Source organism: Psychrobacillus sp. L3 (assembly GCF_042945595.1).
In the GTDB taxonomy this organism is placed as follows: Bacteria; Bacillota; Bacilli; order Bacillales_A; family Planococcaceae; genus Psychrobacillus.
In genome coordinates, this window is the sequence record NZ_CP168493.1 from 3,795,318 (window position 1) to 3,811,034 (window position 15,717).

The following is a 15,717-nucleotide window of genomic DNA, read 5'->3' on the forward strand; positions in this document are numbered from 1 at the left end:
CTAGTTTTCGAGCATGTAAACTTTATTTATTTTACCACTGCTACCGTGCTTTTTAAAGTTAGTCTTTCTTTACAAGTAAAATAGTTGCCATCGAAGCTATACCTTCTTCACGACCTGTAAAACCTAATTTTTCTGTTGTCGTTGCTTTTACATTCACTTGACTAACATGCGCCTGAAGAAGCTCTGCAACCCGTGCACGAATCGTTTCAATATGCGGAGCCATTTTCGGCTTTTGCGCAATAATAGTACAATCAATATTTCCCAGCTTATAACCACGAGCATCTACGATTTTCCAAATATGTTCCAGCAATTTAGCTGAATCCGCGTCTTTAAAATCCGGATCGGTATCAGGGAAGTGTCTCCCAATATCTCCTTCTCCTATTGCACCTAGTGCTGCATCTGTAATCGTATGGAGCAACACATCCGCATCCGAATGTCCAATAAGCCCTCTCTCATAAGGAATCGTAATTCCTCCAATAATTAATGGACGATTATCCGCAAATTCATGTACATCAAACCCTTGACCAATTCGCATCATTTTAATGTGCCCCCTACTTAAGTTTGTTTAATATTACTTCTCCCAAAAGAAGATCTTCTTTTGTTGTCATCTTTACGTTATCATACGTACTTTCCACGATGTGCACTTGCTCTCCTAAACGTTCGACAAGCATCGCTTCATCTGTACCCAAAAAGCAATCTTTGTCCGCAAGACGCTCAGCTTTTTCTAATAGTGCATACTGAAAAGCTTGTGGTGTTTGGATAACCCATAAACTTTCTCGATCCACCGTTTCTTGAATTATACCATTTTCTACTTTTTTCATTGTATCCTTTGCACGAACTGCCGCTACTGCTGCCCCAGATTTCTCGGCAGTTTGGACAAGTTGATGAATAACTGCTCGTTTAATAAAAGGTCTTGCCGCATCATGCACAAGTACAATGCCTTTGTCTGGTGAGGATTTTAGACAAGCGTAAACACTATGCTGCCTCTCTGCTCCGCCTTCTGTAATAGCGACCACTTTCGTAATATGATGTTTTACTAACAACTGCTCAATAAATGATTGTTCTTCTTTTTTTACTGCCAACACGATAGATTTACACTTCGAATCTTGATCAAAAACACGCAAAGTATGTATTAATATAGGAATCTGTCTCAATTCTAAAAACAGTTTATTTTGACCTGCCCCCATTCGTTTCCCACTACCTGCAGCTGGTAACAATACGGTATACATCTCTATATATCTCCTCCTATTAGCAATAGAAAAAGGGCATTTCCCTACTAAATCTTAGGAAACTACCCCCTCCCACTATTTTGAGTCTTGTGGTTTTGCGAAAATCATACGACCTGCAGAAGTTTGAAGAACACTCGTCACTTCTACATTAATCGCTTGTCCAATATACGCTTTACCACCTTCAACAACTATCATCGTTCCATCGTCTAAGTAAGCGACACCTTGGTTGTGCTCTTTGCCGTCTTTAATAACGACTACATGCATTATTTCCCCGGGAATAACGACTGGCTTGACTGCATTTGCAAGATCATTAATGTTAAGAACGCGCACTTGATGGAGATCACAAACTTTATTTAAGTTGAAATCATTCGTCACCACAATTCCATTCATTTTCTTCGCTAAACGCATAAGTTTTAAATCGACTTCTTGTATGTCTTCAAAATCTTCTTCCACAATTAATACGGCGGAAGCACGTTCAGTTTGTAATGTTTTTAACACGTCTAGTCCACGGCGTCCTCTTGTTCTTTTTAAGGTGTCAGATGAATCTGCAATATGCTGTAGCTCCGTAAGAACAAACTGCGGAACTACCAATACCCCTTCCATAAAACCAGTCTGTGAAATATCCGCAATACGCCCATCTATAATGACACTTGTATCGAGAAGTTTATATGTCCCTAAACTTAGGCCCTGCTCCTCATCCTCTGAACTTTTCTTCTTTTGTCCAGGTTGTTTGGAGGTAGTAAAAACTTGTAGTAACTCGTCCCTTTTTTTAAACCCTACTTGAAAACCTAAATATCCAAGTACGATAGATAATAAAACTGGAACTACCGATCCAATACCAGGAATGACAATATTATTAATAGCAGTTCCAAGTAAAAATGCCACCATTAATCCAACGACAAGTCCTATTGTCCCAAAAAGCAAATCACCTATCGGCGCCCTTAAGAGACGTTCTTCCATCCAACGAATAAAGTTAATTAAGTAGTCTGTTAAAAAAAATGCTGCAATATAGAGTATGATTGCACCAATAATTACAGATACATAAGGATTTTGAATCCATGGGTTATCAGATAAATTTATAACTTCGTATAAGTGCGGTAAAAATAGTAACCCTAATGTACCTCCTATTAAAATGAATGCAATTTGAATAATCCATTTTAACAAACACTCCACCTCCATTTACCTTTTATTATACAGCCAACCTTCAATCTACGTCTATTATGTTAAACAGGAGTAAATAGTTACTCCTGTTAGTTAACTAAAACGTATAGAAGAACTACTTAAAATTGATTATTGAAAAGCTTCTTTCATGACTTCATTTACAGTTTCTACCCCAATTACTTGAATACCTTTTGGATAATCCCAGCCACCTAAATTAGATGCAGGAATCACGATACGTTTAAAACCTAATTTGGTCGCCTCTTGCACTCTTTGCTCAATTCTCGATACTCGTCTAACTTCGCCAGTTAGTCCAACCTCTCCCACAAAACAATCGGTAGGTGTTACTCCTGTGTCCCGGAAACTGGATACGATACTTACTAGGACGGCTAAATCAATCGCAGGTTCGTCTAATTTAACTCCACCCGCAACTTTTATATAAGCATCTTGCGTTTGCAATAGTAATCCCATACGTTTTTCTAATACAGCCATGAGTAAAGAAATTCTATTTTGATCGATTCCTGTTGCCATTCGTTTTGGATAATTAAAACTAGATTGAGTAACAAGTGCTTGAATTTCAACCAAGATAGGTCTTGTCCCTTCCATCGAAGCAACAATGGCTGAGCCAGCTGCTCCGTGTGAACGCTCTTGCAAAAATAATTCAGATGGATTCAACACTTCTTTTAAACCTTGCTGCACCATCTCAAAAATGGCAATTTCATTCGTCGAACCAAATCTATTTTTTTGTGACCGTAAAATCCGGTATGTATGATGTCGTTCTCCTTCAAAATATAAAACAGTATCTACCATATGCTCTAATAAACGTGGTCCAGCAATTTGCCCCTCTTTCGTTACATGCCCTACTAAGAAAATTGCTATATTTTTTGTTTTAGCAATGCGCATTAGTTCAGCTGTACATTCTCGCACTTGAGACACACTTCCTGGAGCACTTGTCACTTCCGGATGATGTACGGTTTGAATAGAGTCGACAACGACAAATCTAGGCTCTACACTATCAATTGTTTCATTGATTAATTCTAAATTCGTTTCGGAATATATATACAGTTCAGCTGATGTGACACCCAAACGCTCGGCGCGAAGCTTCGTCTGTCTAATCGATTCCTCACCGGAAATATATAAAACGCGTTCTCCTTTGTTTGCAAGTAATGCAGAAACTTGTAAAAGCAAAGTTGACTTTCCGATTCCCGGATCTCCACCTATTAAAATAAGGGAACCAGGCACAATTCCACCGCCAAGTACTCGATTGAACTCCATGAGTTCCGTTTCTACTCTCGGTTCATCCGCTGTCTCCACAGCAATAATTGGCGTGGCTTTCTGGGCTACTCCAGAAGAATGTTGAAAAGATCGTTTTGGTCCTTTTGAAACAACCTCCAACTCTTCTACCATTGTATTCCATTCTCCGCATCCTGGACATCTTCCCATCCATTTGGCAGACTCATAACCGCAAGAATTACACATAAACTTCGTTTTTCGTTTCGCCATTTGTTCCTCCTATGTAAAAAAAGGCATTCCTTACTTAACGTTTGGAATGCCCATTATTTTAGACTTCTGTTACTATGGCTTTTGTATGAACGACAAATTCATCATTCTCCACATCAAACACAACATGTTGTCCAGTTAGTACTTCACCTTTTAGTAGTTCTTCAGAAAGTCGATCTTCCACATGCTTTTGCAATGCTCGACGCAATGGTCTTGCACCATAGGCAGGATCGTACCCTTCTGTCGTAATTTTTTCTTGAGCAGCTTCTGTTAACTCTAGCTCAATACCTTGCTCTTTTAAACGTTGCGCTAATTGTTGCGTCATTAACGTAACAATTCGTTTTAAATGCTCTCTTTCTAGAGAGTGGAACACGATCATTTCATCTAAACGGTTTAAGAACTCAGGGCGGAATGCTTTTTTCAACTCCTCGAGCATTTTACTTTTCATATCTTTATAATCTGTTTTTCCACCTTCTTGTAAGTTAAATCCAACGTACTTATTGTATTTAAGCGCATCCGCACCAACATTAGATGTCATGATAACAACTGTATTACGAAAATCAACTGTACGCCCTTTGGAGTCTGTTAAACGACCATCTTCTAACACCTGAAGAAGAATATTAAACACATCAGGATGTGCTTTTTCTATTTCGTCTAACAAAATAACAGAGTAGGGTTTACGGCGTACTTTCTCCGTCAATTGACCTCCATCATCAAATCCAACATAACCTGGAGGTGACCCTACAAGACGTGAAGTAGAATGTTTTTCCATGTACTCAGACATATCTACCCGAATCATTGCATCTTCATCACCAAACATTACTTCTGCTAGAGCACGAGCAAGTTCCGTTTTACCTACACCAGTAGGACCAAGGAAAATGAATGAACCAATCGGACGTTTTGGATCTTTTAATCCTGCACGAGCGCGACGAATTGCACGAGAAATTGCATCAACAGCTTCTGCTTGGCCAATTACTCTTTCATGTAGCTTATCTTCTAATTTTAATAACTTTTCAGATTCCGTTTGGGCAAGTTTGGATACAGGAACCCCCGTCCACATAGAAACAACCGCCGCAATATCTTCCACTGTCACTTCAGACTCTTCTTTACCTTGTTTTTCTTTCCATGAGTCTTTCATTTTTTCTAGCTCATCTTTTATTTTTTGTTCTTTGTCCCGGAAAGATGCAGCTTTTTCAAACTCTTGACTTTGTACCGAAGCATTTTTTTCCGAGCGAACTGCTTCTAACTTTGCTTCTAATTCTTTTAAGTTAGGAGGAGTTGTATAAGAGCGCAGGCGAACTTTGGAACCGGCTTCATCGATTAAATCAATTGCTTTGTCCGGTAAAAAGCGGTCCGAAATGTAACGATCTGACATTTTGACTGCCGCTACCACCGCTTCATCCGTAATTTTCACACGGTGATGTGCTTCATATCGATCTCGTAAGCCATAAATAATTTGAATTGCTTCATCCACAGAAGGTTCATCTACTTGAATTGGTTGGAAACGGCGTTCAAGTGCTGCATCTTTTTCAATATATTTACGATACTCATCTAATGTAGTTGCACCGATACATTGAATTTCACCACGTGCAAGAGCAGGTTTCAAAATATTGGAAGCATCAATTGCACCTTCTGCTCCACCAGCTCCGATTAATGTATGAAGTTCATCGATGAATAAAATAACATTTCCAGCTTGGCGAATTTCATCCATTACTTTTTTCAAACGATCTTCAAATTCACCACGGTATTTGGTTCCAGCTACGACTGTCCCCATGTCGAGCGTCATTACCCGTTTATCCCGTAAAATTTCTGGCACTTCATTTTGTACAATTTGTTGTGCAAGCCCTTCAGCAATGGCCGTTTTACCTACACCTGGTTCCCCAATTAGTACAGGGTTATTTTTTGTACGTCGTGCCAAAATCTCAATCACACGCGTGATTTCTTTGCTTCGCCCTATGACAGGATCTAATGTACCTTCTCTCGCTATTTGTGTTAAATCTCGTGCTAACCCATCTAAAGTTGGAGTACTTGCAGGGGAAGCACTATTACTGCCGTTTCCATGAGATTGGTCGGTACTTCCTAACAATTGAAGCACTTGTTGACGAGCTTTGTTTAAGCTAACTCCTGCATTATTTAACACTCTTGCAGCAACGCCTTCTCCTTCACGGATTAACGCAAGAAGTAAATGCTCCGTTCCAATATAAGAGTGCCCAAGCTTTCGTGACTCATCCACGGAAAGTTCGATAACTTTTTTTGCACGAGGCGTATAGTGAACGATTGGGCCAACTTCTTCAGCACCCGTTCCTACTAACTCTTCAATTCCCTTTTCAATAACTTTAAGATCTACCTCTATTGCTTCCAATGCTTTTGCTGCAATTCCACTACCTTCTCGGATAAGCCCAAGTAATATATGTTCTGTTCCAATTGATTCGTGCTTTAAGCGAATAGCTTCTTCTTGCGCTAGTTGTAATACCTTTTGAGATCTTTGTGTAAATCGATTAAACATCATGCAAGTTCCTCTCCTTTTGTTTTCAGTTTTTCTCCCATTTGTAACCGTTCCCTTAATAACTTTGCGCGAAACGTATCGCGTTCCGAAGCATTCAAAGTGGTTTCTGCATACTTTTGTAAAAATCCTGGTTGCATAAAAACCATGCATTCATTCAAAATAGTTACATCCACATCTTTTATGAGCCCTATGTCTATTCCTAAACGTACATCTGACAAGCATCTAGCTGCTTCCTCTGTCGTAATAATACGAGCATAAGACAAAGTTCCCAAAGACCGGTATAACCGATCTTCTAGTGTATTGGCAGAATGGTTTAATAGTGCACTTCTTGCTTCTTTTTCTTTTTGAATAATTTGTTCTGTAATACTTTGAAGATCCGATAGAATATCCTCTTCCGTTTTGCCTAGCGTTGTTTGATTGGATACTTGGTAAACGTTACCGAGTGCTTCACTGCCCTCGCCGTATATTCCTCTTACAACCATTCCTAGTCTCGAGATGATTGTAACGATTCTGTTCATTTGTTTGGTCATTGTTAACGCTGGCAAATGCATCATTACGGAAGCACGCAACCCAGTACCAGTGTTGGTAGGACAACTTGTCAAATAACCAAATTGCTCATCAAACGCATATGGTAATTCTTTATCTAGTAATCGATCGATCGTATCCGCTTGCGTGTAAGCTTCTTGAATCTGAAGTCCAGGAAACAAGCATTGAATTCGAATATGGTCTTCTTCATTGATCATCACACTAACTGACTCATCGTCGGACAGTAAAACCGAGCCAGTCATCGGTGAATTGGCAAGTTTAGGACTAATCAAATGCTTTTCTACTAATACTTGCCGACTTAATTCGGATAAATCTTTTATTTGAATAGAAGAGAAGTTCATTTTAAATTCTTCATCTGCATCCAAAAGGGTGGCTGAAACTGACTGGTCAATTTTATGCGCTTCATCTTCGGTAAATGCCAATGGAAATCTGTACCCATTTAAGTTTCTAGCCAACCGAATTCGCGTACTCATGACAATATCCGAATGATCTCCAATACCAGCCATCCAGCTTGATGGAGAATTATCTAAAAAGCGTTCAATCGACATGCGTTTCGTCACCTCCGGATGCAATTCTACTTTCAAGCTCTCTTGCCTCGTCTCTTAACTTAGCAGCTTCCTCGAATCGTTCGGTTTCAATGGCGTCCTTCATTTGCAAACGAATAGCTTCAATCCTTTTTTTCAGTTCTAATTTCTCACCTAGAGCTCCTGGTGCTTTTCCTATATGTGTAACGTTTCCGTTATGCAATCGTTTTAATACATTCGGCAATTGTTTACGGAAGCTATTATAGCAAGAGGCACACCCAAATTTCCCTTCATCTAAAAATCGTTGGATGGACCAACCGCATTCATCGCAAACCAGTTTTGGCCTATCTTGTTTTGGATGTACTGGTTGCTGTTCTGCATGATTAAACCAGTTTGATAATAGCTGGTGTAGAGATAACGGATCTTGTTTATACTCTACGTAAAACGGGTGGAGACTATTGGCACAATTCTCACAATAATGTCTTTCAAAGTGTTCACCGTTATGCACTTGCGTAACCGTTACTTTAGCTGGTCTCTGCTTACAATTTTCACAAATCACTTTTCAACACCCCGTTTACCTTCACTTTATTTCATATTTTAATGTTAGCAACATGGCACATAATATACGCGAGCGTAATTCATCTCTCACAGGTAGTGGAATTGCAAGTGTAGTTCGATTAAGACCCGCTAAAATGAGCTTTGCTTCTCGTTTGGATATAACCTCTTCGTCAATTAATCTGAAAACGATGTCTTCTGTCATGGATTCAGATGCCCCGTTTTCTAGGCTTTGTATGATATGCTCAATCAAATCAGCCTTTGTATGCGCACGTACGCGGAGAATTCGAATATATCCCCCACCACCGCGCTTACTTTCCACTAAATAACCGCGATCTTGGGTAAAACGGGTATTAATTACATAGTTGATCTGAGATGGAACACATTGAAACTTCTCTGCAATTTCACTTCTTTTTATTTCAATTTGTCCCTTACTCTCTTCTTCTATAATAGACTTTAAATAACCTTCAATTATGTCAGATATATTTTTCATCTTCTCACCTCTTCTCGCAAACTGACTTTGACTAACTTTGACTATATTATAACGACAAAATTATTTATGTGCAATTGATACGATTCTAAGAAATACATATGATTTAACACTCATATTAGGGGACGAAAATCTTTTCGCTTGTTTCCCAAAGAGATATTCCAAGTACCATTTTTTTTACTTTTTCACTTTAAAAAAGCGTAAGTGTCCTTTAAGTGCATTTTGTCTTTACTATTTCCAGAGTGCTTTGTACGAAACATTGGCTACACTATTACCATGGGAATTTTTTGTGGTGAAGTAAGATGAATGCGATACAAAATACCTTGAACTTTTGGTTCTTAGCATACCCAATTTATTTAACTTCTTTTCATAAAAAAACTACTAACCAAAGCGATTAGTAGTTTTGCGTTATTTGAATACTAGTTTGACACTTAAAAGAAATAGTGAATTAATCATCACTTATTTTTTCTTTATAGAATGTTTCCGGTAATTTTTTGTGACTTTCTTCCACTTATTCACTTCTGCTTTTTTGGCAACAACATCGTTTTTCCGCTCAATATGTGCAAGTTCTCTTAATAACTTTACGTAGCTCCTATATCGTTCTTCTTTTAGTGTACCGCTAGAAATAGCTTCATGAATCGCACAACCAGGTTCTTTTTGATGTTGGCAGTCCCTAAAACGGCATCCTTCTGCTAACTCCTCAATGTCACTAAAGCTAGCACTTACACCTTCATTACTATCCCATAATTGAAATTCTCGCATTCCAGGGGTGTCTATTAAAAGTCCTCCTCCTGGGAGCAATGATAATTCACGATGTGTTGTCGTATGACGTCCTTTACTATCATCTTCTCGAATATCACTAACAGCCATTACCTCTTCCCCAGAAACCGCATTGATCAACGAGGATTTGCCAACTCCTGAAGAACCTAAAAGTGCTCCTGTTTTACCGGCAGATAATAGAGCAGCAAGATGCTCAATTCCCTCACCGGACACACTACTCACAGCAAACACATCTACACCAAAGGCGACTGATTCTACTTCATTAATATAATAGGATAAGTCGTCACATGCATCTTTTTTCGTTAACACAACAACAGGTGTAGCACCTGAATCCCATGCTGCTAGTAAATATCTCTCTAAACGACGTACATTAAAATCATAATTAAGAGACATAACAAGAAATACATAATCGACATTGACAGCGATTAACTGTATTTCCGTTGTCTGACCAGCTACTTTTCTTGAAAACTGGGAAGTGCGTGGGAGCACTTCCTGAATAATTCCTTTTTCTTCTCCAGGCATTTGCTCCAGCACTACCCAATCTCCTACTGCAGGAAATGCTTCACGCTCATGGTCAAACTTGAATTTCCCTGAAAGAGAGCATAACCATTCCCCTTCATTTGTTATGACACGATATAAGTGCTTATGCTCAAGTAAAACGCGACCTGCAATTCCTTTACTAAGCATTTTTTCTTCCCATTTATTATTCCAACCATATTGTTCGATTAAATTCAATTTAACTTCCTCCTAATTTTCCATATAAAAAACCATGACTGCACAAATCAGCAGTCATGGTTCCCCGGTCATTAGTAAAGAAGCATATCGAATAGAAAAGTAAGAAAAACTTACTTTTTTAGCGACATATAGAGTGGGACATCATGAACTTACTGATTTGTGGATTTTTATATACACTCGCCATAATGCCTCACTCCTTTCCTTAAGTTGTTTTCAGAATACTATAAGTATTAACTTTATGTCAATACATTTTTTATGCAGTTACATCTCTCTTAGTAAAAGACCAGTAACTAATACCTAAAAAGACAATGACATATACCAAAATGACTGCTATAGAAAATGGCATTGTTAACCCCTCTATTATCGGATGACTTCCGCCTATATACTGAGTTAGATTGGTATTTGCAAATAAGATATACTTAGCAAAATCAAACCTAGCCAACACAGACGTAATAGTCACTCCCATGAACATAAGGAAAATGGATATACCAATAGCAAGAGAACTCGAACGAAACACCGAACCGATCATAAATGCCAGCGTTCCAATAACAAATACATTCACAAGAGAAAGTCCAGTTAATAATAGAACCCTACCCCAAAAGGAAACTTCTATTACTTGACCATTTACTACATCTAAATTCATTCCTGGGACAGAATCAAAGAAAATATAAGCTCCAATTACTCCAAATACAAATAGAATGATGGACATTACTATTGCAAAAATTCCTACAGTTAAAAGTTTAGAGGTTAGTATTTTCCATCTTTTCACCGGTCTCGTTAAAAGCATTTTAATCGTCCCTTGAGAAAACTCAGACGCAACAATGCCAGCCGCCACAATTACTGAAAATAACGTAATAATGGAAAGCATGTTAGGAATGTTACTAATAAATCCCTTAATGCTATTGGAACTTATTGGCGCAACATCTTGATCTAGACGATACTTTTCCATTGCCAAGGAGTCTTTGTCAGCTTGCAACACATCATTGGCCAAGTTAGGATTCTCAAGTTCTTGCTCAAAAAACGTAATCTTCGTTTGTGAATCCTGTTTCCAGTTTTCCACCGAGTCAGTTTGGTTATTGACCCATTTAGTAATTCCTGCAGATCCAATCATTAAAAGGGCTACAAGTACAACCATCACCCAAGTAGCTTTTTTACTCCACAGCTTTAACCATTCATTTCGTATGAGATTCAGCAATTTGCCCACCTCCAGTTAATTCTAAAAATTGATCTTCCAACGTTTTTCTATGTGGACTGAACATATAGATTTGCAAATTACTTGCAACCATTTCCGCAATAAAAGATGGAACTGCCTTCTTTTCTAATGGCAATACGAAACCATCTCCTGTAACTTCTACCGGAATGTTTTTAATAGCAAAGAATGTAGTTGCTTGTTCTTTCGGAGTAACTTCCATATAGTAATGTGACTCTTGCTCTTCTTTAACTTCTTGTATGGAGATTAATTTGCCATTTTGAATAACAGCGATCCTATCACATATTAACTCTATTTCAGCTAATAAGTGGCTCGATACAAAAATAGAAACTCCATCTTCTATCGCAATTTTGCGTAAATACATACGGAATTCACGAATCCCAGCTGGGTCCAGTCCATTTGTCGGCTCATCTAATATTAAAAACTTAGGACGATGTAGAAGAGCCTGGGCAAGTCCTAAACGTTGGCGCATTCCAAGTGAATATGTTGACACCTTTTCATGAATTCTATTTTGTAAGCCTACTTGTGCAATTACTTCATCTATTCGAGCTTTTGTTACACTTTTGTTCATTCGTGCAAAGTGCAACAAGTTTTTATATCCACTCATAAACTTATACATCTCAGGATTTTCTACAATTACTCCCACTTTACTCATGGTTTCCTCAAAATTTGTAGAAATTGCTTTCCCATCAATAAATACCTCTCCGGATGTTGGTTTCATTAGTCCTGTCATCATACGTATCGTCGTTGTCTTTCCTGCTCCATTAGGACCTAAAAATCCTGTGATTTGTCCTGGCCATAAATCTAAGCTGAGGTCATCAATAATTTTCTTTTTCCCAATTACTTTTGTTACATTTTGTAGTTTAACAATTGGCTTTGTTTCCATTTCCTCACACCTTCCTTACTAGGTAATACGTTTTAATACAATAAAAGTTCATTTTAATTAGTACAATTTTTCATGGAAAGTTACTCGCTTATTTTGGATTACTCTTTTAGCAGGCGGAATTGTTTATAAAGGATAACAAATAGAAGCATCTCCCTAAGCAGATGCTCCTAAACTTAATTATATAAATGGCACGCAACAAAATGGCCTGATTCTTGTTCCTTCCAAGCTGGTTTTTCTTCCGCGCAAATTGCCATAGCATTTGCACAGCGGGTTCTAAACACACAGCCAGAAGGGGATTAATAGGGCTAGGAAACTCTTCTTGTAAGAGATTTTGTTGCTTTGATTCTTCAATGCCTGTATCACCTTTAACGTTTCTCCTTGTCCTGTTTCAAAATGGAGTTTCAAATTTTCTACAGACAAAAGAACTTTTCTCTTACTCAAATCCCCCTAAACTGCGTACCTTCTCACTGCACAGATTTCATTCTCAAGCGTAGAACTTTCTAACAATATAATTTCAACTGCTTTACCTGTGGAAGGAGAATGCAATAATTGCCCATTTCCATAGTAAAACCCTACATGACGCACAGGTCCCCTACCCTCGTCATTAGAAAAAAAGATTAAATCCCCTTTTTTCCAAGCGGAAGAGTCGTCTATCTGGATTTCTTGTCCAATACAAGCTTGGTCACTTGCATCGCGGGGAATTAAATATCCACACGCCTTCAGCATATTGTACGAGAACCCTGAACAATCATAGCCATACGGAGACATTCCACCCCATAAATAAGGCAAGTCTAAGTAAAGTTCACCTAAAGTTGCTGCATCTTCTGCAGAACGTTTTGGGTATTGTCCTATCGATTTAGCAAAGTCAGCATGCTCTTTTTGCAACAATGCTTCGCCATGTGGGGTTTGAACTTTATAATAAGAGGCATCTTCTGAAACAACTGGAAGAGTCGTATTAAATGACACAACGAGCAGCGGGTTCTTTTTCATGTCCCATAGCTGAGTTCTCGCTAAAGAAACACGTGCAATCCCAATCGAATTCACTAGTTCAGGTTTCTGTAATTGCGTTATAGGAACCCACCCTGGATATCCACGGCTTTCTTTTTTAGAAGGTTGCCAAATAGCTACAATTTTTGCCCAGTCCCCTTTTATTTCGTCCACAAGTACCGGTTCTCCATATAAAAGCTGGGTCTGTACACGGTTTTCCTCACAAAGTGCAATTCTTTCTTTATACTGTAGTGCATCAAGCCATTCTAATAATAAAACAGGATTTGCAATGCCGGGGGTATCTAACCCTCTTGCAGAAGCTGGGTCCGTCCAAACAGTTGCGACTTTCACCGAACAAATATATTCATTCGCTTCTGAAGTCATCTATTAACCTCCTATCCCTTTTCCAATTCCATACGAAAAATCCCAAGACCAGGTTCTGTTGAGAATGACATTTTACTTCCTTCAAAATAGAACTAATTAGCATTAATTGGATCCTTTACTCAACTCCCGGTAAAATAACAAGTGATAAATTATCGGCATCTAACTCAGCTTCTGCACCAAGTGGAACAGCAAAATGAGGTTCACAATGACCTATCTTGAATCCCCTTACAGCCGGCTTTCCTAAACTACCTAAGTAGTGATTGAGCACTTCATCTAAAGAAAATGAAACCTGTCGTTTTTTCGGTTCCGCATCTTTAAAGTCTCCGATAACAAATCCTGCAGCTGCGTCCAGTATACCTGCTTGTCGAAGCTGATTGAGCATTCCATCTACCCGATATGGTTCTTCACCAATATCTTCAATCAACAATAATTTACCTCTAGTGTCTACTTGGTATTTCGTCCCAACCCCACTTGCAAGTAGTGATAAATTCCCTCCTGCTAACTCGCCACGTGCCACTCCACCTGAAAAGCGTGCTAACGGAGAAATCGCTTCGGTATAATGCAGTTCCATTGGTGTAAATAATTGTTGGAACATTTTTTTCGACAGATCAGAAAACGCGTCTTTCCCTACATCTGAAGCTAGCATAGGGCCATGGAAAGTCACAATATCGGAGTATAAATTCATGCTTGTATGTAAAAAAGTAATATCGGAATAACCCCAGAAAATTTTTGGACATTCATTCATTAATTGAAAATCTATTTTATCCGTGTATCTAGCAGACCCATACCCCCCACCAGCACAAACTATTCCTGCAATATTAGGATCTGCGAACATCTCATGTAAGTCTTCTAAACGTTCTTCATCTGAACCTGCAAGATAACCATATACGTTTTCTACACTTTTCCCCATTTGATAGTTCAAACCTAGCTCATCTAAAAATTTTAAAGAGCGCTTTAGTTGTTTAAGATTTGGTGGACTGGCGGGAGCAATAATACCAATCGTATCTCCTATTTGTAATCGTTTTGGACGAATTTTCATCTTTGTATTTTCTCCTTTATTTACATATCAAGAGCCGCGGCATTTTTTAGGCGCCGCTACTTTTGAATGTAATGCTTAACTGTCGATCTGGAAATTTAATCTTTTACTGCTGCTGTTTTAACACTTGGAATTAAAACTTCTGCTTCTCTATACGCTCCATCATCTCCCGCAACCATAATTACCGGTACTCCAAAATGACCTACTACATATGCATTAAATCCAAGTTCTCCAACTACTATATCATTTATAAAGAAATTTCGAACGCCGTATATCATGGAACGGCTCATTACTTCTGGATGCAGATCTTCTACTAAAATATGATTCATTTTAGAGTGAGTGTAATTTACTAGTATTTCTTTTACTCCCATTGATAGAGCACTTCCCACAATTGCAATTGCATCTGCCTCTTTTGTCATTATACGTCGAGTATGTTAATAATTATGCTTATCTGAGTACACAAAAGTATGATCCAGCAAACCCGTAATCCCTTCCACATCTATTGAAAGAAAAAGCTTCATTCCAAAACCTGCGTATTTTTATTCCAAAAAAACCTTTCTAAGTTGGAGTCATACGACTTTATCGAAAAAAATACTGTAATTTAAACTATTTTTGATCATTATAGATTTGCAGGTTCTTTAACTTATATAAATCAAAAAAAGCAAATGCACTTTAAAATAAAGGCATTTGCTCGTCGCAGTAAAGAGATGTGCTTCTTTGCTGCTTCTTGCAATTCATTTCATTAGAATCGCGGTTGACCTGGGAAGAATTGTTGTTGCGGGAAAGGTTGTTGTTGTGGGAACGGTTGTTGAAAACCTCCTTGCTGCATTGGAAAAGCTTGTTGAGGTGGATTCACAACGACATTTCGATTCGTTTCTGTATAAAAATGCTGTGGAACATTGACAATATGCTCTCTATTCACATTCACAAATGGGTGGATAACAGGCTGCATTCTCGGCATAAAGGAATCATGCACGCGATATTGTGGTGGACATACTACCGGTGGAGCAGGTGGTTGGAACCACGGAGATTGTATAGGTTGTTGACATGAATTACAAGGTTGACGATGTGGGTTCACGATAAATTCACCTCCTTTTTCACTTATACTAGTAGATGCAGAACCGGACATTACAAACTAGACAAACACCTCAATTCACTGTAAATAAAAAAGAGTCCTTCCGAAAAAGAGGT

The 15,717-nt window shown here is 38.5% G+C and carries 15 protein-coding genes and 1 pseudogene; all 16 read right to left on the bottom strand.

What is annotated here, in order from left to right; translation table 11 throughout:
* Positions 1-58: 58 nt before the first annotated feature.
* The 16 genes and pseudogenes from ispF to ACEPXD_RS19165 all read right to left on the bottom strand — a co-directional run bounded on the left by ispF (position 59) and on the right by ACEPXD_RS19165 (position 15,655).
* Positions 59-538, bottom strand: a complete 480-nt coding sequence (gene ispF / locus ACEPXD_RS19090; RefSeq protein WP_391118502.1) for a 2-C-methyl-D-erythritol 2,4-cyclodiphosphate synthase — start codon at positions 536-538, stop codon at positions 59-61.
* Between the two features lie 13 nt (positions 539-551).
* A complete protein-coding gene (gene ispD / locus ACEPXD_RS19095) occupies positions 552-1,229 on the bottom strand; it encodes a 2-C-methyl-D-erythritol 4-phosphate cytidylyltransferase (RefSeq protein WP_391118504.1) in 678 nt (225 codons plus the stop codon).
* Positions 1,230-1,304: 75 nt separating this feature from the next.
* Entirely contained in the window at positions 1,305-2,393 is a 1,089-nt protein-coding gene (locus ACEPXD_RS19100; protein ID WP_391118506.1) for a PIN/TRAM domain-containing protein, read from the bottom strand.
* Between the two features lie 126 nt (positions 2,394-2,519).
* The gene (gene radA / locus ACEPXD_RS19105; RefSeq protein WP_391118508.1) at positions 2,520-3,890 is read right to left on the bottom strand and encodes a DNA repair protein RadA; all 1,371 of its coding nucleotides are present in this window, start codon (positions 3,888-3,890) and stop codon (positions 2,520-2,522) included.
* Positions 3,891-3,948: 58 nt separating this feature from the next.
* Positions 3,949-6,396: an ATP-dependent Clp protease ATP-binding subunit gene (locus tag ACEPXD_RS19110; RefSeq protein WP_391118510.1), complete on the bottom strand. Its 2,448-nt coding sequence runs from the start codon at positions 6,394-6,396 to the stop codon at positions 3,949-3,951.
* Positions 6,393-7,487, bottom strand: coding sequence for a protein arginine kinase (locus ACEPXD_RS19115; RefSeq protein ID WP_391123390.1), 1,095 nt, complete (start codon positions 7,485-7,487; stop codon positions 6,393-6,395). The genes ACEPXD_RS19110 and ACEPXD_RS19115 overlap by 4 nt, the downstream gene beginning before the upstream one ends.
* The gene (locus tag ACEPXD_RS19120) at positions 7,477-8,022 is read right to left on the bottom strand and encodes a UvrB/UvrC motif-containing protein (protein ID WP_391118512.1); all 546 of its coding nucleotides are present in this window, start codon (positions 8,020-8,022) and stop codon (positions 7,477-7,479) included. The genes ACEPXD_RS19115 and ACEPXD_RS19120 overlap by 11 nt, the downstream gene beginning before the upstream one ends.
* Before the next feature lie 21 nt (positions 8,023-8,043).
* Entirely contained in the window at positions 8,044-8,511 is a 468-nt protein-coding gene (locus tag ACEPXD_RS19125) for a CtsR family transcriptional regulator (protein WP_151701765.1), read from the bottom strand.
* A gap of 456 nt (positions 8,512-8,967) precedes the next feature.
* Complete coding sequence (gene rsgA / locus ACEPXD_RS19130; protein WP_391123393.1) at positions 8,968-9,975, bottom strand: ribosome small subunit-dependent GTPase A; 1,008 nt, start codon at positions 9,973-9,975, stop codon at positions 8,968-8,970.
* A gap of 301 nt (positions 9,976-10,276) precedes the next feature.
* Positions 10,277-11,218 carry an ABC transporter permease gene (locus ACEPXD_RS19135; RefSeq protein WP_391118513.1) on the bottom strand — a complete coding sequence of 314 codons (942 nt, stop codon included), beginning with the start codon at positions 11,216-11,218 and terminating at the stop codon, positions 10,277-10,279.
* Complete coding sequence (locus ACEPXD_RS19140; RefSeq protein WP_391118514.1) at positions 11,196-12,119, bottom strand: ATP-binding cassette domain-containing protein; 924 nt, start codon at positions 12,117-12,119, stop codon at positions 11,196-11,198. The genes ACEPXD_RS19135 and ACEPXD_RS19140 overlap by 23 nt, the downstream gene beginning before the upstream one ends.
* A 173-nt stretch (positions 12,120-12,292) precedes the next feature.
* Entirely contained in the window at positions 12,293-12,373 is an 81-nt protein-coding gene (locus tag ACEPXD_RS19145) for a hypothetical protein (RefSeq protein ID WP_391123396.1), read from the bottom strand.
* 193 nt (positions 12,374-12,566) lie between these two features.
* Positions 12,567-13,490 (bottom strand): NlpC/P60 family protein, encoded by a 924-nt coding sequence (locus ACEPXD_RS19150; protein WP_391118515.1) that lies wholly within the window; start codon positions 13,488-13,490, stop codon positions 12,567-12,569.
* Between the two features lie 115 nt (positions 13,491-13,605).
* The gene (locus ACEPXD_RS19155) at positions 13,606-14,529 is read right to left on the bottom strand and encodes a S66 peptidase family protein (protein WP_391118518.1); all 924 of its coding nucleotides are present in this window, start codon (positions 14,527-14,529) and stop codon (positions 13,606-13,608) included.
* A gap of 98 nt (positions 14,530-14,627) precedes the next feature.
* Positions 14,628-15,047 (bottom strand): annotated as a pseudogene (locus ACEPXD_RS19160) (M55 family metallopeptidase); the annotation flags it as partial.
* A 221-nt stretch (positions 15,048-15,268) separates the two neighbouring features.
* Complete coding sequence (locus ACEPXD_RS19165) at positions 15,269-15,655, bottom strand: hypothetical protein (RefSeq protein ID WP_391118520.1); 387 nt, start codon at positions 15,653-15,655, stop codon at positions 15,269-15,271.
* Positions 15,656-15,717: the final 62 nt, after the last annotated feature.